The organism is Nocardiopsis flavescens, assembly GCF_900141985.1.
Classification (GTDB): Bacteria; Actinomycetota; Actinomycetes; order Streptosporangiales; family Streptosporangiaceae; genus Nocardiopsis; species Nocardiopsis flavescens.
In genome coordinates, this window is record NZ_FQZK01000029.1 from 26,589 (window position 1) to 49,059 (window position 22,471).

Sequence of the window (22,471 nt, forward strand, 5' to 3'; positions counted from 1 at the left end):
GCCCGGTCCCGGGCCGCGACACCGGCCGGGGCCCCGCGGGGCCCCGGCCGCCGAACAGCAGGGAGAGACCATGGAACACCACCCGTCCCGCGGGCGGCGCGCGGCGGCCCGCGTCCTCGCGGCGACCGCCCTGGCGGGCACGGCGGCCTGTGCCGCTCCGGCGTCCCCGGGGCTGCCGGAGCGGGACGGCGCGGACCGGACGGCCGAACTCCTCGTCCAGGTGACGTCCGTCCACGAGGAGACCGGGATGACCCTGCTGGAGGGGCCCGTTTTCGCCCCGGACGGGGGGCTGCTCGTCGTGGACGTCACGGCCCCCGCCGGGGAGCCGAAGGTCCTGCGGGTGGACACCGGCACCCGCGAGGTGGAGCCCGTCCTCGCCGAGGGGGACGGCGCGTACACCTCCGCCCAGTTCAGCCCCGCCGACGGGCGCCTCTACCTGACCGACTTCGCGGGAGGGCGGATCGACAGCGTCACCGCCGAGGGGGAGGACCGCACGACCTTCTTCTCCGGGGAGGTGGACGGGGCGGTGATGCTGCCGGACGACCTGGCCTTCGACGAGGCCGGGAACCTGTACGTCACCGACTCCGCCGGGTACGACGAGCCGTTCTGGGAGGCCCGCGGCCGGGTGGTCAGGATCGACGGGGAGACCGCGGAGGCGACCGTCCTGGCCGGGGACCTGCCCGCGCCCAACGGCATCTCCTTCACCGAGGACTTCACGGGGCTGTGGGTGAGCCAGTACGGGGCGAACCGCGTCGACCTCCTGGAACTCGACGGGGAGGGCACCGCGGTCGCCGCGGCCCACACCGCCGTCCACGTCGACGGCGGTACGAGCCGGGTGGACTCCAACGCCGTCGACGCGGACGGGAACCTGTACCAGGCGCTCCACGGGCGTCCGGGCATCCTCGTGTACAGCCCGCTCGGCGAGCACCTGGCGACGGTGGACGTGCCCGAGGACGCCGCCGGGGGGCTGGACTCGGCCACCAACGTCGCCATCCGGCCGGGGACGACCGACGCCTACATGACCGTGAGCGGGGAGGACGGCGGGTTCGTCTACTCCTTCGACGCGCTCGCCGAGGGGATCCGCCAGTCCAACGGCGGTTAGGGCGTCTGCGGAGGGTGTCCCCGCGTGGTGCGGCCCCCGCACCGGGAGGGCGGGAGCGCCTTCCCGGCGGCCCCCCGCCGGCCGGCGCGTGCGGGCGCTCCCCGTGCGGTGCCCCGCGGGCGCGGCGGTGCCGCACGGCGGGGGCCGTCCGCGCGGCGGAAGGAGGCCCGGGGCCCGGCCCCCGCGGGGACCCTGCGGGCACCCCTGGCAGGCGTCAGGCGTCCGGGGCGGGGCCGGCGGTCCGCGCCGCGCCGCCGCGCCGGGACAGGGCGGCGTGCAGCACGGCCAGGAGCGCCGCGACCAGCAGGAACCCCGTACTGCCGACGAGCGCCGCCTGGAGGCCCAGCAGGGCGAGCAGCCCGCTGACGGCGATGACCCCGAGCGAGCTCGCGGTGCGCAGGAAGGCGAACATCTCCGCCCGCCGGTCGGGCGGCGCGAGCTCGTCCAGGACCAGCGAGTAGAACGTCCCCAGGAACGGCAGGAAGAACCCCAGCACGGCCGCGCCGGCGAGCGGGAGGGCGATGTGCCCCCCGGCGAGGATCACCCCGGCCGCCGCGGCGCTCGCCGCGAGGAAGAACGCGACCTGGCCGCGCCCGGGAACCCGGTTGCGCAGGCTCACCCCGACACCGCCGATGACCGAGCCGACGCACAGCACGGAGGCGAACAGGAACGCCCAGCCGGGGGCGAGCCCGTAGGCGAGCGCGAACGACACCGCGCCGACCTCGACGGCCGCGACCGCGCCGCCTCCCGCCGCCGCGCAGAACAGCCACAGGGCCACCTCGGCGGGGACCCGCCCGGCGGCGCCCGCGGGCACGCGCCGGCCCGGGCCGCGCGCCTCGGGGATCCGGGGCATCAGGAGCAGCGGCCCCGCCCCGAGCACGGTGATCGCCGCCATCGCCCAGACCGGTGAGGCCGCGCCGAGGACGGACGCGAGGACCGGGGAGAGCGCGAAGTTGACCTCGTTCAGCGTCGCGGCCACGCCCAGCGTCCGGGGCAGCCGGTCCCTGGGGACCAGGTGGTTGAGGAGCAGCCGCTGGTACCCGTAGGCGGCCCCGTTGACGCCGCCCGCGGCGACCACCGCCGCCAGGAGGTACCCGAACGGGGCGCCCGCGGCGGCCAGCAGGGTGACGGCGGCCAGTGCGGCCGTGCGCACGGCGACGAGCGCCCGCAGGTAGTGCACGCCGTTGAAGCGCCTGCCCAGGCGGGAGACGGGGACGGCGCCGAGGATCTGCGCCGTGGTCATGGCGAAGACCATCGCGGCGCCGGACTCGACCGATCCGGTGAGGGGGAGGGCCATCAGGCCGAAGGCGATGGGCGCCGCCGCCTGCGGCACGCCCAGGGTGGCGTAGGCGGCCTGCCACCGGAGGACGCGCGGCCCGGGGCGCGCGGCCCCCGGTCCCGGCCGGGGGGTGATCGCCTGCGTTCGGGGCATGCGTGCCTCTCGCGTTCGCGTGTGCGTGGGGCGGACCGGTCGGCGGGGGCCGCACGAGGGAATGTGGGCAGTATAGTGCTCATCTTGGATGTGTTACCGGGAAGAACGTGTTACCGGGAAGTACGTGTACCGGAGAGTTGGCCGAGAAGACCATGGGTGAGCGGATGCGGCCGGAGGTCGTCGTCCTGCTGGGCGGCCGCATCCGTGCGGTGCGGCGGGAGAGGGGCCTGAGCGTGGTCGGACTCGCCGGGCTCAGCGGGGTGAGCCGGCGGATGCTCACGCAGATCGAGCTGGGCCAGGCGAACCCGAGCGTGGCCACGGTGGACAGGATCGCCGCCGCGCTGGGCACGACGTTCCCGGCCCTGGCGGGCGTGCTCGGGGAGGGCCCGCCCGACGGCGTCGAGGTGTGGTCGGCCCCGAACGGGAGCTGGGCCCGCCTCCTCCAGGCGGTGGAGACGGGGGAGGTGTTCGTGGAGATGTGGAAGTGGCACCTGGTCGCGGGCGACCGGTACCGCGCCTCGCCCATCGGGGGCGCGCCCGCGTCGATGGCGCACGTCCTGCGGGGGCGGCTCCGCGTCCGGACGGGCGAGGGGGAGCGGTACGTCGGCGCCGGGGGGTCGGCGCGCATCGAGAGCACCGCGGACCACACCTTCGAGGCCGGGTCGGACGCCGCGGACTTCCTGTGGGTGGTGACGATGCCCCGCACCACCGCCTGACCGGGGAGGGTCCGGCGCGGGCCCCGGGGCCGATCCGCCCGGACCGGCGCCGTTCCCGCGGGCGCGCCTCCCCGCGCGGCCGGGGCCGGGCCGGGTCAGGCCAGGGTCTCGCGGCAGACGTCGACGAAGGCCTCCATGCGCCGCACCGGCCGGCGGCCGGCGAGCTGCATGACCTCGATCCCGAGCCCCTCGGAGCGGATGTCCAGCTCCCGGGTCGCGTACGGCAGGTCCTCGTAGCTGCGTTCGAGCACCGTGCGCTGCGTGAGCAGGGCGTTGCCCAGGCCCCGGGCCACCAGGGCGCGCACCATCTCGAAGCTCGTGGTGCGAAAGCGCACGTTCGGCACCAGCCCCGCCTCGTGGAACAGGCCGAGGAAGTAGTCGCCGCCCGGAGGCAGGTCGAAGAGGATCAGCGGCTCGGCCGCCAGGTCGCCGAGGGCCAGCCCGCCCTCCCCGCCCCTCCCGCTCAGCGGGCCGTCCACCGGGGTGAGGGCGTAGGGCGGGTCCGACCGCAGCCACCGCGTGGTCACCCCCGTCGCGGGGCGGACCGAGGCCAGCTCGTAGCGGTAGGTGATCGCCAGGTCGATGCGGGAGTTGAGCAGGTCGTCCAGGAGCGCCCCGTGGGCCGCCTCGACGAACGAGAGCCGCACCTGCGGGTGCCGGCGCGAGAACTCCGCGATGACCCTCGGCAGGAGGATCGGCGCGATGGTCGCGTAGCAGCCGATGGTGAGGTCCCCCTCCACCTCCTCGCGCTCCCGGCTGGCCGTCTCCCGGAGCTGTTCGAGGTTGGCCCGCACGTTGTCGGCCACGGCCAGGGCGCGCTGCCCCGAGGCGGTGAGGCGCATGCCCCGGGGGGAGCGGACGAAGAGCGTGACCCCCAGCGCCGCCTCCAGGTCCGCCAGCGCCGTGGACACCGTCGACTGCGAGACGAACAGCTCCCGCGCCGCCCCGGTCACCGACCCGAGCCGGGCGATGGCCCTCAGGTACTCCAGCTGGCGCAGGCTGACGTCGCTCACCGGTCCGGCCCTCCCACGGGGGTATCGGTTTTTCCGAAGGCGATCTTCGGATCTATGTGTTTTACAGATCCTAGCCCCCGCCTGGATAGTGGTGACCCGTGACACAGGCAGGTCGGATGCCGACGGCACCGGGGGCTCCACCGCGCCCCCGCGAAGCGCCCGACTCCACACCCCCGCGAACGGGCGGCCTCCTGAGCAATCACAAGGACGCCCCGGCGGGGGAGGCCACCGGGCCCTCCCGGACACCGGGGTGCGCCAGGACGAGATCCCGGGAGGGGACATGACGAGCGACGTCTCGGAGCACGTGGACAAGAAGGACCTGAGGCGAAGCGTGTTCGCCGGCGCGGTGGGCGTCTTCGTCCACTGGTTCGACTGGGCCGTCTACGCCTACCTGGCCACCACCATGGCGCAGGTGTTCTTCCCCGAGCAGGACGGCACCACCGGACTCCTGTCGGTGTTCGCGGTCTTCGCCGTGGCGTTCTTCGTGCGCCCGCTCGGCTCGGTGCTCTTCGGCCACCTCGGCGACCGCTTCGGCCGCAAGACCACGCTGTCGATCGTCATCATCTCGATGGCGGCGGGCACGCTCATGCTCGGGCTGCTGCCCGGCTATGAGTCCGTCGGCATCCTCGCGCCGATCCTGCTCGTGGTCGCCCGCATCATCCAGGGCCTGGCCGCGGGCGGTGAGTTCGGCTCGGCGGCGGCGTTCCTCGCGGAGTTCTCGCCGCCCAAGCGGCGCGGGTTCGGCTGCTCGTGGATCGAGTTCGGCTCGGTCGGCGGGTTCCTGTGCGCGTCCATCGTCGTCTGGGGCCTGCACTCCGTGTTCCCCGCCGAGACCGTCCTGGACTGGGCCTGGCGGCTCCCCTTCCTGCTGACGGTGCCCCTGGCCGCGGTCGGCCTCTACATCCGCCTGCGCATCGAGGACACGCCCGAGTACCGCGCCCTGGAGGACATGAACAACGTCCCCAGCCAGCCGGTCGTCGAGGTGTTCCGCTCCAACGGCCGCCAGTTCCTCCAGACGGTCGGCATCGAGACCTTCATGAACTCCACGTTCTACATCGTCCTCGTCTACCTGATCACCTACCAGGAGGAGATCGTCGGGGTGCCCGCCGACCGGGCGGCCCTGCTCTCCGCGGCGGCCTCGGTCGTCGCCATGGGCATCATCCCGCTGTCGGGCAGGATGTCGGACCGGGTGGGCCGCAAGCCGGTGCTCTACACCGCCGCCGCCCTGCTGATCGTCGCGGCCGTGCCGCTGTTCCTGCTGATGCAGGTGAACACGACCTGGGCGGCGTTCGCCGCCACCTTCGGCCTCGCCGCGATCCTGGCGGTCATCCTGGGCACGCACGCCTCCGCGGTGGCCGAGCTGTTCCCGACCCGGACCCGCCAGAGCGGGCTGTCGATGGCCTACAGCGTCGCCGGAGCCTTTTTCGCGGGGACCCTGCCGTACCTGATGACCTGGCTGATCTCCCTCACCGGCAGCAGCATGGTCCCCGCCTTCACCATGATCGTGATCGGCGTCATCGGCGCCGTCACCCTGCGCACCATGCCCGAGACCAGCGGTTCGGACCTGCTGCACGAGAGCGACCGCGCCCCGCGCTGAACGGGGCGGGCCCGGCCCGGAGCGCCCCCCGGGGACGACGCCCCCGCGCGGCGCCCGGGCGCGGAGAGAGCACGCGGAGCGCGTTCGGCGCCGCGCGTCCGCACACGTTGATCGAGACCTGGAGGTTTCAGATGGCAGTTCAAGAGACCGAGGTCGTCGTCGTCGGCGCGGGGCAGGCCGGGATCGCGATGAGCGAGCACCTGGGCGGCCACGGGATCCCGCACGTCGTCCTGGAGAGGAGCCGCGTCGCCGAGCGCTGGCGCTCGGAGCGGTGGGACTCGCTGGTCGCCAACGGGCCCGTGTGGCACGACCGCTTCCCGGGGCTGGAGTTCACCGGCCGCGGCCCCGAGGAGTTCGCCACCAAGGAGGAGGTGGCGGACTACCTGGCCGCCTACGCCGAGAAGATCGGCGCGCCGATCCGGTGCGGGGTCGAGGTGGAGTCCGTGCGCAGGCACGCCGGCCGCCCGGGGTTCCGGGTCCGGACCTCGGACGGGGACCTGGACGCCCGCTACGTGGTGGCCGCCACCGGCCCGTTCCAGCGGCCCGCCGTCCCCCCGGTCATCCCCGCGGATTCGGGCCTGCACCAGCTCCACTCCAGCGCCTACCGCAACCCCGCCCAACTGCCCGAGGGCGGCGTGCTCGTGGTCGGCTCGGGCTCCTCGGGCGTCCAGATCGCCGACGAGCTGCGCGCCGCCAGCCGCCGTGTCCACCTCTCCGTCGGCCCGCACGACCGCCCCCCGCGCCGGTACCGCGGGCACGACTTCGTCTGGTGGCTGGGAGTCCTGGGCAAGTGGGAGGCCGCGACCCCCGCGCAGGGGGCCGAGCACGTCACGATCGCGGTCAGCGGTGCGCACGGGGGCCGCACCGTGGACTTCCGGGACCTGGCCGCCCGCGGCATCACGCTGGTCGGGCGCACCGAGTCCTACGACGCCGGAACCCTGCGCTTCGCGCCCGACCTGCGCGAGAACATCGCCCGCGGCGACGAGAACCACCTGTCGCTGCTGGACGAGGCCGACGCCTACGTCGAGCGCAACGGCCTCGACCTCCCCGAGGAGCCGCAGGCCCGGGTGCTGGGGGAGTACCCGGAGTCGGTGACCGACCCCGTGCTCGAACTCGACACCGCCGCAGCCGGGATCACGACGGTCCTGTGGGCGACCGGCTTCACCGCCGACTACGGCTGGCTCCAGGTGGACGCCCTCGACGGGAACGGCAGGCCCCGCCACCGCCGCGGCGTCTCCTCCGAGCCCGGCGTCTACTTCATGGGGCTCCCGTGGCAGTCCCGCCGCGGTTCGAGCTTCCTCTGGGGCGCCTGGCACGACGCCCGGTACATCGCCGACCAGATCTCCATCCAGCGCGGCTACATGGAGCACGACGCCGCGCGCCCGCGCCCGGACCGGACCCACGACCACGTTCAGGGGTGAACGCACCATGACCACGCACACGCGCATCCGCAAGTTCAACACTAGGGACACCTACCCCGAGCAGAACCTCGACAACGACCTGTGCCAGGCGGTGGTGGCCGGCGGCGTCGTCTACCTGCGCGGCCAGATCGGCCAGGACCTGGACACCCGGGAGTCCGTGGGGATCGGCGACGTCCGCGCCCAGACCGAGAAGGCCATGGCCAACATCGACCTCCTCCTGCGGGAGGCGGGGAGCGGGCTCCAGGACATCGTCAAGGTGACGATCTACCTGGTCGACCCGCGCTACCGCGAGGACGTCTACCGCGAGGTCGGACGCTGGCTCAAGGGGGTCCACCCCGTCTCCACCGGCATCGTCGTCCAGGCCCTGGCCCGTCCGGAGTGGCTCGTGGAGATCGACGCCACGGCCGTCATCTCGGGAGGCGGCGCATGACCTTCTCGATCGCCGCCCACCAGGACGGCAGGTTCGGCGTCGCCGTCTCCTCGTCCTCGCCCGCCGTCGCCGCGCGGGCCGTGCACCTGCGCGACTCCGTCGGCGCGGCCGCCTCGCAGAACATCACCGACCCGCGGCTGGGGACGGCCCTGCTGGACCGGATCGCCGCGGGCGCGACCCCGCGGGAGGCGCTCGACGCCGTGGTCGCCGCCGAGCCGACCGCGCAGTACCGGCAGCTCACCGTGGTCGGCGCCACCGGCGCCGCCGCGTTCAGCGGCGGCCGCACCCTCGGCGTGCACGGCGAGGCCACCGGCCCGCACTGCGCCGCCGCCGGGAACATGCTCGCCGGCCCCGGGGTGCCCGCGGCCATGTGCGCGGCCTTCGCCGCGGCGGGCGGAGAGCTGGAGGAGCGCCTGCTCGCCGCGCTGGCGGCGGGGCTGGCCGCCGGCGGCGAGGCGGGGCCGGTGCACTCCGCGGGGCTGTCCACCGTGTCCGCGAACGGCTGGCGCGACACCGACCTGCGCGTGGACTGGAGCCCGGACCCGGTCGGAGAGCTGGGCGGGCTGCTCGGGGTGTGGCTGCCCCAGCGCGACGACTACGTCCGGCGCGGCCTGGACCCGGCCGCCTCCCCCGGGTACGGGGTGCCCGGCGATGACCGCTGAACCCGGCGGGGCGCCCGGCGCCGACGCGCACCTGGACCGCCTGATCGCCTACTCCCAGACCCTGCACGCCCACCCCGAGACCGCCTGGCAGGAGCACCGCGCGGCGCGGTGGACGGCCGAGCTGCTGGAGGAGTACGGCTTCGACGTGCGGACCGCGTACCTGGGGTTCCCCACCGCGCTGCACGCCTCCTACGGCTCCGGCCGCCGCCGGGTCGGCTTCGTCGTCGAGTACGACGCGCTGCCCGGCCTGGGCCACGCCTGCGGGCACAACCTGATCGCGGCGATGTCGGCGGGCGCGGCGATCGCGCTGCGCCCGTGGGCCGACCGGCTGGACCTGCGCATCGACGTGATCGGCGCCCCCGCGGAGGAGGGCGGCGGCGGCAAGATCGAGCTGCTGGAGGCCGGGGCCTTCCTGGACCTGGACCTGGCGCTGATGGCCCACCCCGGGCCGGTCGACGCCGCGCGGGCCGAGCCCTACGCCGTCGCCCACGACCACGTCCGCTTCACCGGCCGTGCGGCCCACGCCGCCGCCTACCCGCACGAGGGCCGCAACGCCAACGACGCGTTCGTCGTGGCGCAGGTGGCCCTGGGCCTGCTGCGCCAGCAGCTCCCGCCGGGCACCCGCGTCCACGGGATCCAGACGGTGGGGGGCCAGGCGCCCAACGCCATCCCCGAGACGACCGAGGGCCGCTGGTACACGCGGGCCCCGAGCCTGGCCGAGCTGGAGCCGCTGCGCCGCCGGGTGGAGCGGTGCTTCGAGGCGGGGGCGCTGGCCTCGGACACCGTGCTGGAGTTCACCCCGGAGTCCCGTCCCTACTCCGAGTTCCGCACGGACGAGCGCGCCCTGGAGATCTACACGCGCCACGCCCTCGCGCTGGGGAGGACGTTCGACGCGCCCCCGGAGCAGCGGACCATGAACCGCGCCTCCACCGACATGGGCAACGTCTCCCAGCGCGTGCCGGCCATCCACCCCTACATCGGCCTGGGCTGCTTCCCGGTGAGCAACCACCAGCCGGAGTTCGCCGCCGCCTGCGTGGGGGAGGCGGCCGACCGGGTCATCAGGGACGGCGCGACGCTGCTCGCCCGCACCGCGCACGAGTACTTCGGCGGCGCGGGGAACGCCGGTCCCGCGCCCCGGGGCTGAGCGGCGGCCGGTCCGGGCCGGGGCCGCTCGGCCCCGGCCCGGACCGGCGCCGTCCCGGCCGCGTACGGATCCGGGGCGCCTGACGCGCCTGCGGGCCGGCGCGGCCGGCGCGGGCCGTCAGAGGGCCCCGGTCACCTGGAGCAGGCGGCCGATCCGCTCCACGGTGCCCCGTGACTCGCGTCTGAGGGTCGCGCCGTCCAGGCCCTCGTCGCCCAGGACCGCCATCAGCGCCTCGGCGCCCACCGCGTAGACCACCATGTGCCCTCCCTGGCAGCGGGTCTCCACCTCGCGCAGCGGCCCCAGCGCGGCCTCGTGCGAGGTCCGGTGCGCCAGCCCCAGCCCGGCCGCGGCCAGGGCGGCCAGCGCCTGGGCCCGCCCTCCGGGGCTGTCGGAGGCCACCACCAGCCCGTCCGAGGCGGCCACGACGCTCCCGGTCACACCCGTGACCCGCTCGCGCAGACCGGCCAGTTCCCGGGCGATCTCGTCCTGGACCACTGCGTCCCTCCCTAACCGCGGTCGCCCCCGGGGCCGGGGGCACCGCTCTCGTCGTTCAACTCCTGCAAACCGCGCCGCACGCGTTCCAGCGGGACCCCCGCCCGGTGGAGGCGGCGCAGCGCGGCCAGCGGGCCGGGCTCGGCGGGATCGGGGCCGAGCACGCCGGGGCCCGGCCGGGGGCCCCGGGGGACCGGCGAGGGGGAGCGGCGGGGCAGCGCGCCCTGCGCGTGGGCGGCCTCCGCCGGCGGGGGAGGGGCCGGGGGGACCCGTTCCGGGGGGAGGCGCCGCGGTTCCGGCGTCATGTCGGGCCGCCCTCCCCGCCGCGCGCGGCGCCGGCGCCCCCGGCCAGGCGTCCGCGCAGCCGCGCCGCGGCCTCCGGGGAGAGCACGGCGTCCGCCCGGGGAGCCCGTCGCACGCTGTCCGCGCCGGGCAGCCGCTTGGCCAGGGGAGCCTCGGGGGAGGCCGGGGCCGCCGGTTCGGGACGGCGCCGGGAGAGCCCCTCCCGCGGCTCGGCCGCGATCTCCAGCAGCCCCCGGTCCACCAGCCACATCACGTCCGCCAGGACGCCGGACACCTCCCGCCCCGACAGGAACGCCAGGTCGCGCGGGGTACGCCGGCCGTCGGCCCCGGCCATCAGCCGCGCGTGGGCGGGGGAGGGGGCGGTGTCGGCGGGGGCCGTCGCCGTCGGCCGCAGCGCCATCAGCTCGGCCGGAGGCGCCCACCGGGCCGTCAGGAAGGCGATCCTGCGCTGGGCCTCCGCCCAGGCCCGCCCGGGGGAGATCCCCTCGGCGAGGGCGTACGGCGGCGCCGGTGCCCCGGGCTCGTCCGCCGCCGACCGCGCTTCGGGGCGCAGGGCCAGTGAGAACACGCCGTCGAGCACGGAGCGGACCAGGGCCAGCTCCAGCAGGACCGCCCCCACCTCCCCGCCGTCCGCGGCCCCGTCCGCCTCGCCCCGCTCGTAGGCCGCGGCCCACGCCCGCTCGGAGACGGCGCCGGAGCGGACCAGCAGGGTGCCGGGGCCGGGCGCGGCCGGCGTCCGCACCGCGACGAGGAGCCCTCCGCGCAGGTGGACGCGCGCGTCCGGGGGCCCCTCCACGGTCAGGCACCCGGTGAAGCCCTCGCGGTGCAGCCGCCGCAGCCGCTCCACCCACTCCGGGTGCGGGGCCGGCCCGGGCCCGGTCGCCGTGCCCGTCATGTCAGCAGGCCCCGGGCGTACTCGTCGACCTGGCGCGCGGCCAGTGCCGCGTTGGTGCGCCCGCGGTCCAGGACCACGACCAGCAGCAGGTCGTGGGGCAGGGGGGCGGCCACGGGCCGGACCACGATGTGGCGCTCCCGGGTCCCCAGTGCCAGGCCCTCCACCTCGACGGGGCCCGCGCGGCCCGCGCCCAGGCCCAGCACCGCGCGGAACCCGTCCGCGACGGCCTCCGCGGACGGGAGCGCCGAGACGTCGCCCGCCGCCGCCACGACATGTCCGGTCGGACGGTCCATGAGCATCGCGGCGACCCCTCCCGCGCAGCCCAGGACCCGGTCCACCGATCTCGCAATGCCCGACACGGTCCTCCCAGCGTGCACATCTTCCCCAAGGGGAACATATCGCCCCGGGATGGCCGGACCAGAAAACTTCGGGTAACAATCGCCCGGGGCTCGTGATCGGCGCTTATGCGGCTGCCGCCGCTTCGGATACTTTTTCCGGACCAAAGTCACCAAAGGCCGCACCACGGTACGGACCTGAGGAGGAATCCCCATGAACCCCGAAACCGCCACGAAAGAAGCCATGAGCATCGAGGGCGCCATCGGCGTCGCGCTCGTGGACTACGAGAGCGGCATGTGCCTCGAATCCCTCGGAGGAGGCCGCGACTTCGACCTGGAGATCGCCGCCGCCGCCAACACCGAGGTGGTCCGGTCCAAGGTCCGCGCCCTGGAGATGCTGGGTCTGGACGACCGGGTGGAGGACATGCTCATCACCCTGTCCGGCCAGTACCACCTCATCCGCCTGCTGGAGGGCTCCGGCGGCTCCCTCTTCCTGTACCTGGCCCTGGACCGCTCCCGCAGCAACCTCGCCCTGGCCCGCCACCGCCTCAAGCAGATCGACGCCGAGCTGCGGCTCTGAGGCACCCCCGCCCCCCTGGCGCGGTCCGCGTCCGGACCCCCGGCCGCCCCCGCGGGGCCGGCGGGCCCAAGGGCGGGTCACGGCTCCCTCCCGGCCCGGGCAAGGGACCGTGTCCCGGGCGCGCGTTCCGCTCCGGGCCGGGCAGGATCCCCCTGGGAACACCGGGGAGGACGCGCATGAGCGGATGGACCGAGGAGCAGCTCGCGGGCATCGGGGAGGCCGGGGAGCTGACGATCACCTCGCGCGACGGCGAGGGGCGGCTCCGCCGCCCCCGGACCATCTGGGTCGTGCGCCAAGGCGCCGACCTGTACGTCCGGTCCGTCAACGGCACCACCTCCTCCTGGTACCGGGGCACCCGCGACCGCCTGGAGGGGCACGTCAGCGCCGGGGGCTTCGACGCCGACGTGGTCTTCCAGGACGCCGACCACGCCCTGGACGACGCCATCGACGCCGCCTACCGGGACAAGTACGGCCCCGGGTCGGCCGCCGTCGACGCGATCACCGCCCCGGCGGCCCGCACGACCACGATGCGGATCGTCCCCGCCTGAGACCGGCCGCGCCGCCGGGCGCGGCGCGCGAAGCCGTCGGAGGTGCCCGCTGCCGGGTCTCGTCCTCGTCGTCCTGCTGGGGGCGGCGATCCTCGTCTGCACCGCGCTGGCGGGCCGCACCGGACTGCCGGCCCCCGTGCTGCTGCTCGCCGCCGGAGGGCTGCTGGGCTTCGCGCCCGCGCTGCGCGAGGTGCAGCTGCCCCCCGAGCTGATGCTCTTCATCCTCCTGCCGCTCCTGCTGTACTGGGAGAGCCTGTCGACCTCCCTGCGCGAGATCCGCCGGAACCTCGCCGGCATCGCCGTGATGGGCACCCTGCTCGTCGTCGCGACCGCCGGGGCCGTCGCGGTGCTGGGCCACCTGTGGGGGATGCCGTGGGGCGCCGCCTGGGTGCTGGGCGCCGCCGTCGCCCCCACCGACGCCACCGCCGTCTCCGCGGTGGCGCGCCTGCTGCCGCGCCGGGACATCACCGTCCTGCGCGCCGAGGGCCTGGTCAACGACGGGACGGCCCTGGTCGTGTACGGCGTGGCCGTGGGAGTCACGGTGGGGGAGGCGTCGCTGAGCGTCCCGCACGTGGGCCTGCTGTTCCTGCTCTCCTACTGCGGCGGTGTCGCGGCCGGGGCGGTCACCGCCCTCTTCTGGGCCTTCGTGCGCCGCCGGATCGAGAACTCCCTGCTCCAGAACGTCGTCGTCCTGCTCATCCCCTTCACCGCCTTCCTCCTCGCCGAGAGCGCGCAGGCCTCCGGCGTGCTGGCGGTCGTGGTGGCGGGGCTGGTGATGAGCCGGGCCGGGCCCACCGTGGGGCGCCCGCTGTCCCGGCGCCAGACCGAGGCCTCCTGGTCCCTGGCGGTGTTCCTCGTCAACGGGTCGCTGTTCGTGCTGGTGGGGCTGGAGGTCCACACGGCCGTGCGCGGCCTCACCAGCCTGGCCCTGGCCCAGGCCGTCCTCCTGGTGGCCCTGGTGTCCGCGCTGATCCTGGCGGTGCGGTGCGCCTTCGTGCTGGGGCCTCCCGCGGCCGCCGCCCTGCTGCCCCGGGCGCTGCGGCCCGCGGACGGCCCGCACTACCCTTCGCGCCTGGTCAACGCCGTGGCGGGGTTCCGCGGCGCGGTGTCCCTGGCCGTCGCGCTCTCGGTCCCGCACACGGTCGCCTCCGGCGCCGCCTTCCCCGACCGCGACCTCATCGTGTTCACCACCACCGGGGTCATCCTGGTGACCCTCGTCGTCCAGGGGCTCGTCCTGCCGCCGCTGGTGGCCCGGGCGGGGCTGGGCGACGACGGCGAGGTGGACCGGGAGGAGCTGTTCGCCCGCCGGGTCGCGGCCGAGGAGGCCCTGGACGCCCTGCCCGCGACCGCCGACCGCCTGGGCACCGACCCCGAGGTGGCCGCCCGGCTGGAGGAGGAGTACCGGGACTTCCTGGAGTCGGTGGGGGAGGACCTGGACGGGCGGGAGGAGCGGCCGGTGCACCTGCGCCGGGACCAGTACGCGGCGCTGCGCCTGGCACTGCTGGCCCGCAAGCGGGCGGCCGTCATCCGGCTGCGCGACGAGCGCCGCATCGACGACGTCGTGCTCCGCCGGATGCAGTCGGCGATGGACACCGAGGAGGTCCGCCTCACCCACCGCGAGCGCTTCGAGTGATCCCCGGTGCCCGCCCGCCGCCGCAGGGGCCGGCCCCCGCGCGGCCTTCTGGGCCGCGGGCCCGCGTGCCACACTCGGGGGGTGACCGAGCCCGCCGAAGCACCCCCGTCCCCGGGCCGCCTCCCCGAGCGCCCCGTCCTCCCCGGCTTTCACCCCGACCCCACCGTCTGCCGCGTCGGCGACACGTTCTACCTCGCCTGTTCGAGCTTCGAGTACATGCCCGGGGTACCCCTGTACCGGTCGGCCGACCTCTCCTGCTGGGAGCGGATCGGCGCGGTGATGGAGCGCCCCTCCCAGCTGGCGCCCGGGGTCGTGCCGCCCTCCGGCGGCGTCTACGCCCCGACCCTGCGCCACCGCGACGGGACCTTCCACCTGGTGACCACGGACGTCTCCAACGGCCCCGGGCACCTGCTGATGACGGCCTCCGACCCCGCCGGGCCGTGGTCGGACCCGGTCCGCATCCCGGACGCCGGCGGCATCGACCCGGACCTGGCCTGGGACGACGCGGGCCGCTGCCTGCTCACCTGGTCGGAAGGGGCGATACGCCAGGCCGTGCTCGACCCCGCCACCGGCGCGCTGCTGACGGAGCCCCGCACCCTGTGGAGCGGGACCGGGGGACGCGACCCCGAGGCCCCGCACCTGTACCGGGCCGGCCGGTGGTGGTACCTCGTGATCGCCGAGGGCGGGACGGGGCCCGGGCACGCCGTGACGGTCGCCCGTGGACCCTCGCCGTCGGGACCGTTCGAGGCCTGCCCGCACAACCCGCTGCTCACCGCCCGGGGCCTGCCGGGGCCGGTCCAGAACACCGGGCACGCCGACCTCGTCGAGCGGGCCGACGGGTCGTGGGCCGCGGTGTTCCTGGGGGTGCGCCCGCGGGGCTCCTTCCCCGGCTGGCACGTCCTGGGCCGGGAGACCTTCGCGGCCGAGGTGGAGTGGCGCGGGGGCTGGCCGGTCCTGGGCGCCCCGATCGAACCGCGGGAGCGGCCCGTGCGCCCGGAACCGGGCCCGGGGGAGGCCGGCGCCGGCTGGGTCGGCGCGGGCGTCCTGCCCGACCGGGTGCTGCGCCGGGCGCGGGACCACTGGCGCATGACGCCGGGGGAGGACGGGCCGGTCTTCGTCGGCCGCCGCCAGGAGCACACGGAGGCCGTCGTCAGCGCGGAGATCGGGGCGCGGGCGGGAGCGGGCGCCCTGGAGGTCCGGATCGACCCCCGCCACCGGGTGGCCCTGGAGGTCGAGGGGGACCGGGTGCGCGCGGTGATGGACGTCGGCCCCGTCTCCGCCGTGCTGGGGGAGTGCGGGGCGCCGCCCGGCACCGTGCTGGAACTGCGGGTGGAGCCCCCGTCCGCGCCGCCGTACAGCCGCGAGCGGGGCCCCGACGTGATCGTGGCCTCGGTCCGGACCCCGGACGGGGACACGGCCCTGGCCCGGGTCGACGGGCGCTACCTGTCCACGGAGGTCGCCGGCGGGTTCACCGGCCGGATGGTCGGGGTGAGCTGCCGGTCGGGCTCGATCGAGGTCCGCGGCCTCGACTACCGGGGCGGCGCGTGACCCCCGGAGCGGGGGGCGGGCCGCCGCACGGCCCGGGGCGCCGCCCCCGCGGGGCCCCGGACCGTCGGCGGCTCCCGGACCGCCCGGCGCGGTGACCCGCACCGCGCGGACGCGGACACCGGCTCACGCGAGCGCGAACCGCTCCCGGGCCTCCAGCAGCCGGTCCGCCAGCGAGGTCAGCCGCTGGCCGGCCACGCCGGGCAGCAGCACGCCCGACACCGGGTCGACCTGCGCCGCCCAGTCGGCGGGCACGGCCTTCTCGCCGTCGATGGCCCCGCACAGGGCGCCGACCATCGCGGGCAGGCTGTCCGACTGCCGGGGGAGCAGCGCCGCGGCCTGCAGGCCCGCCGCCAGGTCCCCGCGCACCAGCCGGGTCAGGGTGAAGGCCAGCGGCAGGGTCTCCGGCGCCACGCCCCCGTGGCTGTAGACCGGCCGGCCGAACGACTCGACCAGGGCGGGGATCGCCTCGAAGGCGGTGTCGGCCCCCTCCGCGGCCTCGGCCGCGCGCTCCAGGCCGCGGCGCAGCCAGCTGTCGGCGGGGACCGTCAGCTCCGCCTCCTGCAGGGCCGGCTCCAGGAACTCGCCGCCGATGAGCGCGGCCACGGCGTGCGCCATCGCGCGCGCCGCCCACACGCCGTCCCGGGAGTGGGTGATCCGGGCGTAGTCCTGCGCCACCCGCGCCGCGTTGGCGGGGTCGCCCGCGTACAGGACGCCGATCGGGACCGCGCTGGCCACGGCGCCGTCGTCCCAGTACACGGGGTTGTCGGACCCCGTCACGGGCGGGCGCTCGCCGCGCAGGGCGTGGCGCACGGCGCCGCGCTCGGCGATGCCGCACCACACGTCGTCGGTCTCCACGTAGTGCTTGCGCCAGCCCTCGAAGAGGGTGTTGGTGCCGTGGTCGCGCGACTCCAGCAGGACCAGGGCGGTGGTCGCGGCGGTCTCGACGTCGTCGGTCCCGGACAGCAGGCCCCCGGACCCCCCGGACAGGCCGAAGGGCAGCATCGGGCGGGAGATGCGCTGCTCGTCCAGGACGGTGTTCTTCTCCCACAGGACCGAGCGGCCCCAGCCCGCGCGCGCGTGGCGGTGGTACTCGGCGGGCAGTCCCAGCGCGTCGCCCATCGCCATGCCCAGCAGGGCGCCTCGCGCGTTGTCAGCGTGCAACGTCGGTCTCCTCGTTCGTGCGTCCGGCCTCGTACAGGGCGTCGGCGAGGTCCACCAGGTCGACCCCGGCCGTGACGGTGACGCAGACCCCGGTGACCTCCCTCACCGCGGTCCGCCACCGCTCGGGGATCGCCGACTCCCCGTGCAGGGCGCCCGCCATGGCGCCCACCATGGCGGCGATGGTGTCGGAGTCGCGGCCGATGTTGACGGCGGCGACGACCCCGGGGACGAACTCCCCGCGGGCCGCGGCGAACAGCCCGACGGCCAGCGCCACCGCCTCGGGGGCGCTGTCGGGCCACGGGTAGTGGAAGAGCGAGATCTCCTCGTACAGGTCCCGCTCGGCCGCGGCCAGGTCGGGCGCCCGGCGCGCGACGTCCAGGGCCCGCAGGGTCAGGCGGGCGGTCCAGGAGTCGGCGGGGACGGCGGCCAGGCCCGCCGCGACGACCTCGGCGTGGTCGTCGGTGACCAGGGCGCGGGCCACCGCGGCGGCGACCAGCTGCGCCCCGTAGATCCCGTCCTCGGCGTGGCTGACCCGGGCGTCCTGCGCGGCCAGGCGGGCGGCCTCGCCGGGGTCGCCCGCGCACAGCAGGCCGACGGGGGCGATCCGCATCGCCGCGCCGTCGCTCCAGGACTCGTGGCTGTCGTTGCCGCTGACCGGGGGCGCCATCCCGGCCCGGAGGTTGGCGATGGCGGTCATCTCGCTGAAGCCGGCCCCGTGGAAGCCGCCCTCCTGCTGTAGGACGGCGCGGCGCCACACGCCGGCCACGTCGTCCGATGTGAGCGCGCGGCCGTGGGCGAGCAGCCCCTGGGCGCACAGGACCGCGTACTCGGTGTCGTCGGTCCCGGACACGCGGTCGCCCAGGAAGTCCTCGACGCGGCCGTGGGCCGCGCGGATGGCGGACGGCGTCATGCCCTCGGTGGGGGCGCCCATGGCGTCTCCCACCGCCAGCCCCAGCAGCGCCCCCCGGCACCTTTCGCGTGTGGCCATCGAAGTCCTCTCACATCGTTTTGCGTAGGGCCCGATCGGAGGTGCGCACGGCATCACCCCATGTTGGGGGGATGGTTGCATCTCTGTGCTTGACACGTCACTCCCGGCTTGGCCACTATGAACCCTATCCCTTTGCAATACGTTTTGCATATGAGCGAGATGAGGGCGATGAGCAAGGAGAGCCGTGTCGGCATCGCTGATGTGGCGGCCCGCGCCGGTGTGAGCATCACGACCGTCTCCCACGTCCTGAGCGGGCGCAGACCGGTCAGCGACCGGACCAAGGCGAAGGTCCTCCAGGTCGTCGACGACCTCGGCTACCGTCCCGATCCCTCGGCCCGCGGCCTGCGCACCGGCCGCAGCCAGGCGGTGGCCCTGGTGGTCTCCGACGTGACCAACCCCTTCTACCCGCTGATGGCGGCCGGGCTCCAGGAGGTCCTCCAGCCCGAGGGCTTCCTGATCTCGGTCTGTGTGGCGCAGGGCACCACCCAGGACCTGGACTCCGTGGTGCGGCACCTGATCGACCGCCGTGTCGACGGCATCGTCATGGCGGCGCTCAGCGCCGAGGAGCGCCACTTCGCGGACATCACGGCCGCCGGCGCGTCCCTGGTGCGGCTCAGCGGCGACCTCGACCCCCGCTTCGGCGACATCGTGCGCGCCGACGACACGGGGGGCATGGCCGACATGGTGGCCCACCTGCTCGACCGCGGTTACCGCAGGATCGGCCTGGTCAACGGGGACCTGAACACCCCCCCCGGCCGGCTGCGCCTGGCCGGCTACCGGCGGGCGTTCCGGGAGTTCGGCCTGGAGGTGGACGAGTCGCTCGTCACCTCCGGTCCCTTCACCCGCAGCGGCGGCGCCCTGGGCGCCCGCGCCCTGCTGGACCTGGACGAGCCGCCGCGGGCGCTGGTCTGCGGCAACGACCTCATGGCGGTCGGCGCCCTGGACGCGGTGCGGGAGAAGGGGCTCTCGGTGCCCGGCGACGTCGCCGTGACCGGATACGACGACATCGAGGCCTCCTCGCTGCTGTCGCCCGGGCTCACCACGGTGCACAACCCGGCGTTCGAGATCGGCAGGGCCTGCGCCCGCATCTTCCTGGACCGGCTCGCCGGGGAGGCCTCCGACGGCGGCGTCCGGGAGGTCGTCCTCCCCCAGAAGCTCATCATTCGCGAATCGACCTGACGAATCCGAGGATCCCGTGACCTACCACCTCCCCCGCCGCGACATGTTCAAGATCGCGGGAGGAGCCTTCGCCGGAGCCACGCTGCTCTCGGCCTGCGGAGGCTCCGGAGGGGACCCCTCGTCGATCGAGTACTGGGGCGCCTTCCCCACGCCCGAGACGGAGGAGTACTTCCGCGCCAACTTCATCGACAGCTTCAACTCCTCTACCCCGCACTCCGTGCGGATGTCGACCAAGCAGCTGACCGACCTGGCGTCCCTCACCGACACCGCGGTCTCCTCCGGCAACGCCCCCGACATCATCTACTCGCCCGGCCCGACCACCTCGATCTCCTACGCGCAGGGGCTCAAGACGCTCGAACTGGACGACTACGCCACCGAGTACGGCTGGGACGAGCGCCTCCTGCCCTGGGCCGCCCAGCTCAGCCGGGTCGAGGACCGCATGTACTCGGTGCCGACCAGCTACGGCTCCCTCGTGCTGTACTACAACCGGGCCGTGTTCGAGGAGAACGGCTGGACCCCGCCGACCACCCGCGCCGAGTTCGAGGAGCTGTGCGAGGACGCCGACTCCAAGGGCCTCATCCCCGTCGGCGCCGGCAACAGCGGCTACCCGGCACAGAGCGAGTGGTACCTCACCTGCCTGCTCAACGCCGCGGTCGGCCCCAACCGGCTCTACGACATCCTCACCGGCGCCCGCGACTGGACCGACGACTCCGTCGTCGAGGCCATGGAGATGATGAAGGAGCAGCTGGACAAGGGCTGGTGGGGCGGCGGCGCGGACCGCTACTTCACCAACACCGACCCCGACATGTGCACCGGCCTGGCCACCGGCGACGTCGCCATGTACATGTCCGGCACCTGGAGCTTCAGCTCCATGGGCACCTTCTTCGCCGACTCCGGCAACGACCCCGAGGACTGGGACTGGGCGCCCCTGCCGTCCCTGTCCGACGACGTCGAGCCCGGCGTGTACCCCCTGGCCATCGGCACCGCCCTGTCCATCAGCTCCGGCAGCAAGGACCCCGACGCCGCCGCCGCGTTCCTGGACCACCTCGTGGGCGACACCGGCCGCTCCCTGGGCTACCTCGCCGAGCAGGGCGAGAACCCCCCGCCCGTGGCCTACGAGTCCTCCGACTTCCCCGAGGGCACCGACCCCCGCGTCCAGCGCCTGTACGAGGAGATCCCGGCCTCGACCAACCTCGGCTACGCCAGCTGGACGTTCCTGCCGCCCGAGACCAACACCGCGCTCTACACCGAGTTCGACAAGATCATCACCGGGGACATCGAGCCCGCCGAGTACACCGAGGTCCTGAACTCGATGTTCCTCCAGGAACTGGGCAGCGGCGCCTCGCCGACTCCCTTCACACCCCAGTAGAGGGAACGGAAAACCCTGCGGAATGTCCGTCAACACACATGACGCCGAAGGGAGGGCCCGCGCGCGGGCCCTCCCCCGGGCGTCGCGAACCCCGCGCCGCCGCACGGCGGGGCTGCTGTTCCTCGCCCCGCTGCTGGTGGTCAACGTCCTGGTGATCGCCGGTCCGGCGCTCTCCTCGGTGGCCTACTCGTTCACCGACTGGGACGGCATCAACACCCCCGGCTTCGTCGGGTGGGACAACTACGCCGCCCTGTGGGGCGACGAGGCGTTCCTCAACGCCCTGCGGCACAACCTGGTGTGGACCCTCTTCTTCCTGACGGTCCCCATGGGCATGGGCCTGCTCGGCGCCTACCTGCTCAGCCGCATCCGGCGGGGCAGGACCCTCTTCCGGGTGATCTTCTTCGTGCCCTACGTGATGGCCACCGTGGTCTCCGCGGCGGTCTGGCGGCAGGTCCTCAGCCCCACGGCGGGCCTCATCCCGGCCCTGGACGCGTTCGGCGTGCCCTGGGTGGGCGGGCTCAACCCCCTGGGCGACCCGGACCTGGCCCTGGGCGCCATCGCCATGATCAACAACTGGCAGTGGTGGGGCTTCCTGGTCATGCTCTTCCTGACCGCCATGCAGTCCGTGAACCCGTCGCTGTACGAGGCCGCGCGCCTGGACGGCGCGGGGCGCTGGCGCGAGTTCTGGCACGTGACCCTGCCGGGCATCCGGCCGACCCTGGTGTTCCTGTTCCTCATGACCATCATCTGGTCGTTCCTGGTCTTCGACTACGTGTACATCCTCACGCAGGGCGGGCCGGCGGGCTCCACCGACATGCTCAGCACGCTGCTCTACCGCACCGCGTTCAGCGAGGGGCGGGCCGGCCACGCCTCGGCGGTCGGCGTCGTCATGGCGCTGATCAGCGCCCTCACCATCGCGGGCTACCTCGTGCTCCGCCGCCGACTCCGATGGGACGTGTGATGACGACGACCGCACGCCGTTCCCGGCGTCCGCGCCGGCTCGGCTCCCCGAACCGGGGCGGCCCCCTGGTGTACCTCCTGCTGATCCTGCTGGCGGTGTACGCGGCGGCCCCGATCGTGGTGCTGTTCTTCAGCGCCCTCAAGACGCCGGCCGAGCTGAGCACCAACCCCATGGGCCTGCCCGCCGACGCGGCGTGGGAGAACTTCTTGACCGCCTGGAACAACGCCGGCATGGCGACCGGGCTGCGCAACAGCGCGGTCATCGTCACCGCCACGGCGGTGGGGGTCTGCCTGATCTCCGGGGCGGCGGCCTACGCCATGGTGCGCCTGGACGTGCCCGCGCCGGGCGCGATCACGATGTACCTGCTGGTCGTCACGGCCCTGCCGCTCCAGCTCTTCCTGGTTCCGCTGGTCTCCTGGTGGACGAAGACGGGCCTGTACGACACCCAGTTCGGTCTCGTCCTCATCTACTGGGCGATCTACAGCCCCTTCAGCACGCTGCTGCTGCGGTCCTACCTGATCGCGATCCCGCCGGACTACGAGGCGGCGGCGCGCATCGACGGGGCCGGGGAGCTGACGGTGTTCTTCCGCATCGTGCTGCCCCTCATCTGGCCGGGCGTGCTCACGGCCGGGCTGATCGCCGCGCTCCAGGCCTACAACGAGTTCCTGCTCGCGGTCACCTTCATCCAGGACAGCGAGGCGCTGCCGGTGTCGATCTCCCTGTACTCGTTCCAGCAGGGGTTCACCGTCAACCACGCGCTGGTCGCCGCGGCCGGGCTCATCATGGCCCTGCCCGTGCTGGCCCTGTTCCTGGTGCTCCAGCGCCGTTTCGTGGAGGGCTACGCCTCCACGGGCCTGGCCAACTGACCGGGCGGGCGGCCCCCCCAGGGCCGTCCCTGCCCCCCGGGCCCGGGAACGTGGTCGCCGTCCTCGACCGCGTTCCCGGGCTCCTTCGCGTCCGCG

The 22,471-nt window shown here is 74.9% G+C and carries 23 protein-coding genes; 15 read left to right on the plus strand and 8 right to left on the minus strand.

Going from position 1 to position 22,471, the window contains the following annotated elements; translation table 11 throughout:
• Positions 1-70: 70 nt before the first annotated feature.
• Complete coding sequence (locus BUE45_RS27885; protein ID WP_073383864.1) at positions 71-1,102, plus strand: SMP-30/gluconolactonase/LRE family protein; 1,032 nt, start codon at positions 71-73, stop codon at positions 1,100-1,102.
• Between the two features lie 214 nt (positions 1,103-1,316).
• Here BUE45_RS27885 and BUE45_RS27890 read toward each other — a convergent pair whose 3' ends face one another.
• A complete protein-coding gene (locus tag BUE45_RS27890; RefSeq protein WP_073383866.1) occupies positions 1,317-2,534 on the minus strand; it encodes an MFS transporter in 1,218 nt (405 codons plus the stop codon).
• Positions 2,535-2,686: 152 nt separating this feature from the next.
• Here BUE45_RS27890 and BUE45_RS27895 point away from each other — a divergent pair, with 152 nt between their 5' ends.
• Positions 2,687-3,250, plus strand: coding sequence for a helix-turn-helix domain-containing protein (locus BUE45_RS27895; RefSeq protein WP_073383899.1), 564 nt, complete (start codon positions 2,687-2,689; stop codon positions 3,248-3,250).
• A 95-nt stretch (positions 3,251-3,345) separates the two neighbouring features.
• Here BUE45_RS27895 and BUE45_RS27900 read toward each other — a convergent pair whose 3' ends face one another.
• Complete coding sequence (locus tag BUE45_RS27900; protein ID WP_073383867.1) at positions 3,346-4,263, minus strand: LysR family transcriptional regulator; 918 nt, start codon at positions 4,261-4,263, stop codon at positions 3,346-3,348.
• Between the two features lie 280 nt (positions 4,264-4,543).
• Here BUE45_RS27900 and BUE45_RS27905 point away from each other — a divergent pair, with 280 nt between their 5' ends.
• The 5 genes from BUE45_RS27905 to BUE45_RS27925 all read left to right on the plus strand — a co-directional run bounded on the left by BUE45_RS27905 (position 4,544) and on the right by BUE45_RS27925 (position 9,517).
• Positions 4,544-5,860, plus strand: coding sequence for an MFS transporter (locus tag BUE45_RS27905; RefSeq protein ID WP_073383900.1), 1,317 nt, complete (start codon positions 4,544-4,546; stop codon positions 5,858-5,860).
• A gap of 131 nt (positions 5,861-5,991) precedes the next feature.
• The gene (locus BUE45_RS27910; protein ID WP_073383869.1) at positions 5,992-7,281 is read left to right on the plus strand and encodes a flavin-containing monooxygenase; all 1,290 of its coding nucleotides are present in this window, start codon (positions 5,992-5,994) and stop codon (positions 7,279-7,281) included.
• Positions 7,282-7,288: 7 nt separating this feature from the next.
• Positions 7,289-7,711, plus strand: a complete 423-nt coding sequence (locus BUE45_RS27915) for a RidA family protein (protein ID WP_073383870.1) — start codon at positions 7,289-7,291, stop codon at positions 7,709-7,711.
• Positions 7,708-8,373: a DUF1028 domain-containing protein gene (locus BUE45_RS27920; protein ID WP_073383871.1), complete on the plus strand. Its 666-nt coding sequence runs from the start codon at positions 7,708-7,710 to the stop codon at positions 8,371-8,373. Before BUE45_RS27915 ends, BUE45_RS27920 begins: the two co-directional genes overlap by 4 nt.
• Positions 8,363-9,517, plus strand: a complete 1,155-nt coding sequence (locus BUE45_RS27925) for an amidohydrolase (RefSeq protein WP_073383873.1) — start codon at positions 8,363-8,365, stop codon at positions 9,515-9,517. Before BUE45_RS27920 ends, BUE45_RS27925 begins: the two co-directional genes overlap by 11 nt.
• A 117-nt stretch (positions 9,518-9,634) precedes the next feature.
• On the opposite strand, the gene BUE45_RS27930 is transcribed toward BUE45_RS27925, so the two are convergent.
• Genes BUE45_RS27930 through BUE45_RS32110 form a run of 4 tightly spaced genes read right to left on the minus strand, consistent with a single transcriptional unit; the run spans position 9,635 to position 11,566 of the window.
• Positions 9,635-10,012: a roadblock/LC7 domain-containing protein gene (locus BUE45_RS27930; RefSeq protein WP_073383874.1), complete on the minus strand. Its 378-nt coding sequence runs from the start codon at positions 10,010-10,012 to the stop codon at positions 9,635-9,637.
• 11 nt (positions 10,013-10,023) lie between these two features.
• On the minus strand, positions 10,024-10,314 hold the full coding sequence (locus BUE45_RS33935) for a hypothetical protein (RefSeq protein ID WP_073383875.1): 291 nt from the start codon (positions 10,312-10,314) through the stop codon (positions 10,024-10,026).
• Complete coding sequence (locus BUE45_RS27940; RefSeq protein WP_073383877.1) at positions 10,311-11,207, minus strand: hypothetical protein; 897 nt, start codon at positions 11,205-11,207, stop codon at positions 10,311-10,313. Before BUE45_RS27940 ends, BUE45_RS33935 begins: the two co-directional genes overlap by 4 nt.
• Entirely contained in the window at positions 11,204-11,566 is a 363-nt protein-coding gene (locus BUE45_RS32110) for a hypothetical protein (protein ID WP_143173507.1), read from the minus strand. Before BUE45_RS32110 ends, BUE45_RS27940 begins: the two co-directional genes overlap by 4 nt.
• Positions 11,567-11,756: 190 nt before the next feature.
• Here BUE45_RS32110 and BUE45_RS27950 point away from each other — a divergent pair, with 190 nt between their 5' ends.
• The 4 genes from BUE45_RS27950 to BUE45_RS27965 all read left to right on the plus strand — a co-directional run bounded on the left by BUE45_RS27950 (position 11,757) and on the right by BUE45_RS27965 (position 15,851).
• Positions 11,757-12,122, plus strand: coding sequence for a hypothetical protein (locus BUE45_RS27950; protein WP_073383878.1), 366 nt, complete (start codon positions 11,757-11,759; stop codon positions 12,120-12,122).
• A 176-nt stretch (positions 12,123-12,298) separates the two neighbouring features.
• Positions 12,299-12,670, plus strand: a complete 372-nt coding sequence (locus BUE45_RS27955; protein ID WP_073383879.1) for a DUF2255 family protein — start codon at positions 12,299-12,301, stop codon at positions 12,668-12,670.
• A 76-nt stretch (positions 12,671-12,746) separates the two neighbouring features.
• Positions 12,747-14,303 carry a Na+/H+ antiporter gene (locus BUE45_RS27960; RefSeq protein ID WP_281256383.1) on the plus strand — a complete coding sequence of 519 codons (1,557 nt, stop codon included), beginning with the start codon at positions 12,747-12,749 and terminating at the stop codon, positions 14,301-14,303.
• Positions 14,304-14,384: 81 nt separating this feature from the next.
• The gene (locus tag BUE45_RS27965) at positions 14,385-15,851 is read left to right on the plus strand and encodes a glycoside hydrolase family 43 protein (protein ID WP_073383882.1); all 1,467 of its coding nucleotides are present in this window, start codon (positions 14,385-14,387) and stop codon (positions 15,849-15,851) included.
• Between the two features lie 123 nt (positions 15,852-15,974).
• Here BUE45_RS27965 and BUE45_RS27970 read toward each other — a convergent pair whose 3' ends face one another.
• Positions 15,975-17,012, minus strand: coding sequence for an ADP-ribosylglycohydrolase family protein (locus BUE45_RS27970; RefSeq protein ID WP_073383884.1), 1,038 nt, complete (start codon positions 17,010-17,012; stop codon positions 15,975-15,977).
• Complete coding sequence (locus BUE45_RS27975; RefSeq protein WP_073383885.1) at positions 17,002-18,000, minus strand: ADP-ribosylglycohydrolase family protein; 999 nt, start codon at positions 17,998-18,000, stop codon at positions 17,002-17,004. Before BUE45_RS27975 ends, BUE45_RS27970 begins: the two co-directional genes overlap by 11 nt.
• 150 nt (positions 18,001-18,150) lie before the next feature.
• Here BUE45_RS27975 and BUE45_RS27980 point away from each other — a divergent pair, with 150 nt between their 5' ends.
• Genes BUE45_RS27980 through BUE45_RS27995 form a run of 4 tightly spaced genes read left to right on the plus strand, consistent with a single transcriptional unit; the run spans position 18,151 to position 22,375 of the window.
• Positions 18,151-19,179, plus strand: coding sequence for a LacI family DNA-binding transcriptional regulator (locus tag BUE45_RS27980; RefSeq protein ID WP_178378679.1), 1,029 nt, complete (start codon positions 18,151-18,153; stop codon positions 19,177-19,179).
• 16 nt (positions 19,180-19,195) lie between these two features.
• Complete coding sequence (locus BUE45_RS27985; protein WP_073383888.1) at positions 19,196-20,548, plus strand: ABC transporter substrate-binding protein; 1,353 nt, start codon at positions 19,196-19,198, stop codon at positions 20,546-20,548.
• Positions 20,549-20,570: 22 nt separating this feature from the next.
• The gene (locus BUE45_RS27990; protein ID WP_084738019.1) at positions 20,571-21,509 is read left to right on the plus strand and encodes a carbohydrate ABC transporter permease; all 939 of its coding nucleotides are present in this window, start codon (positions 20,571-20,573) and stop codon (positions 21,507-21,509) included.
• Entirely contained in the window at positions 21,509-22,375 is an 867-nt protein-coding gene (locus BUE45_RS27995) for a carbohydrate ABC transporter permease (protein WP_178378680.1), read from the plus strand. Before BUE45_RS27990 ends, BUE45_RS27995 begins: the two co-directional genes overlap by 1 nt.
• Positions 22,376-22,471: the final 96 nt, after the last annotated feature.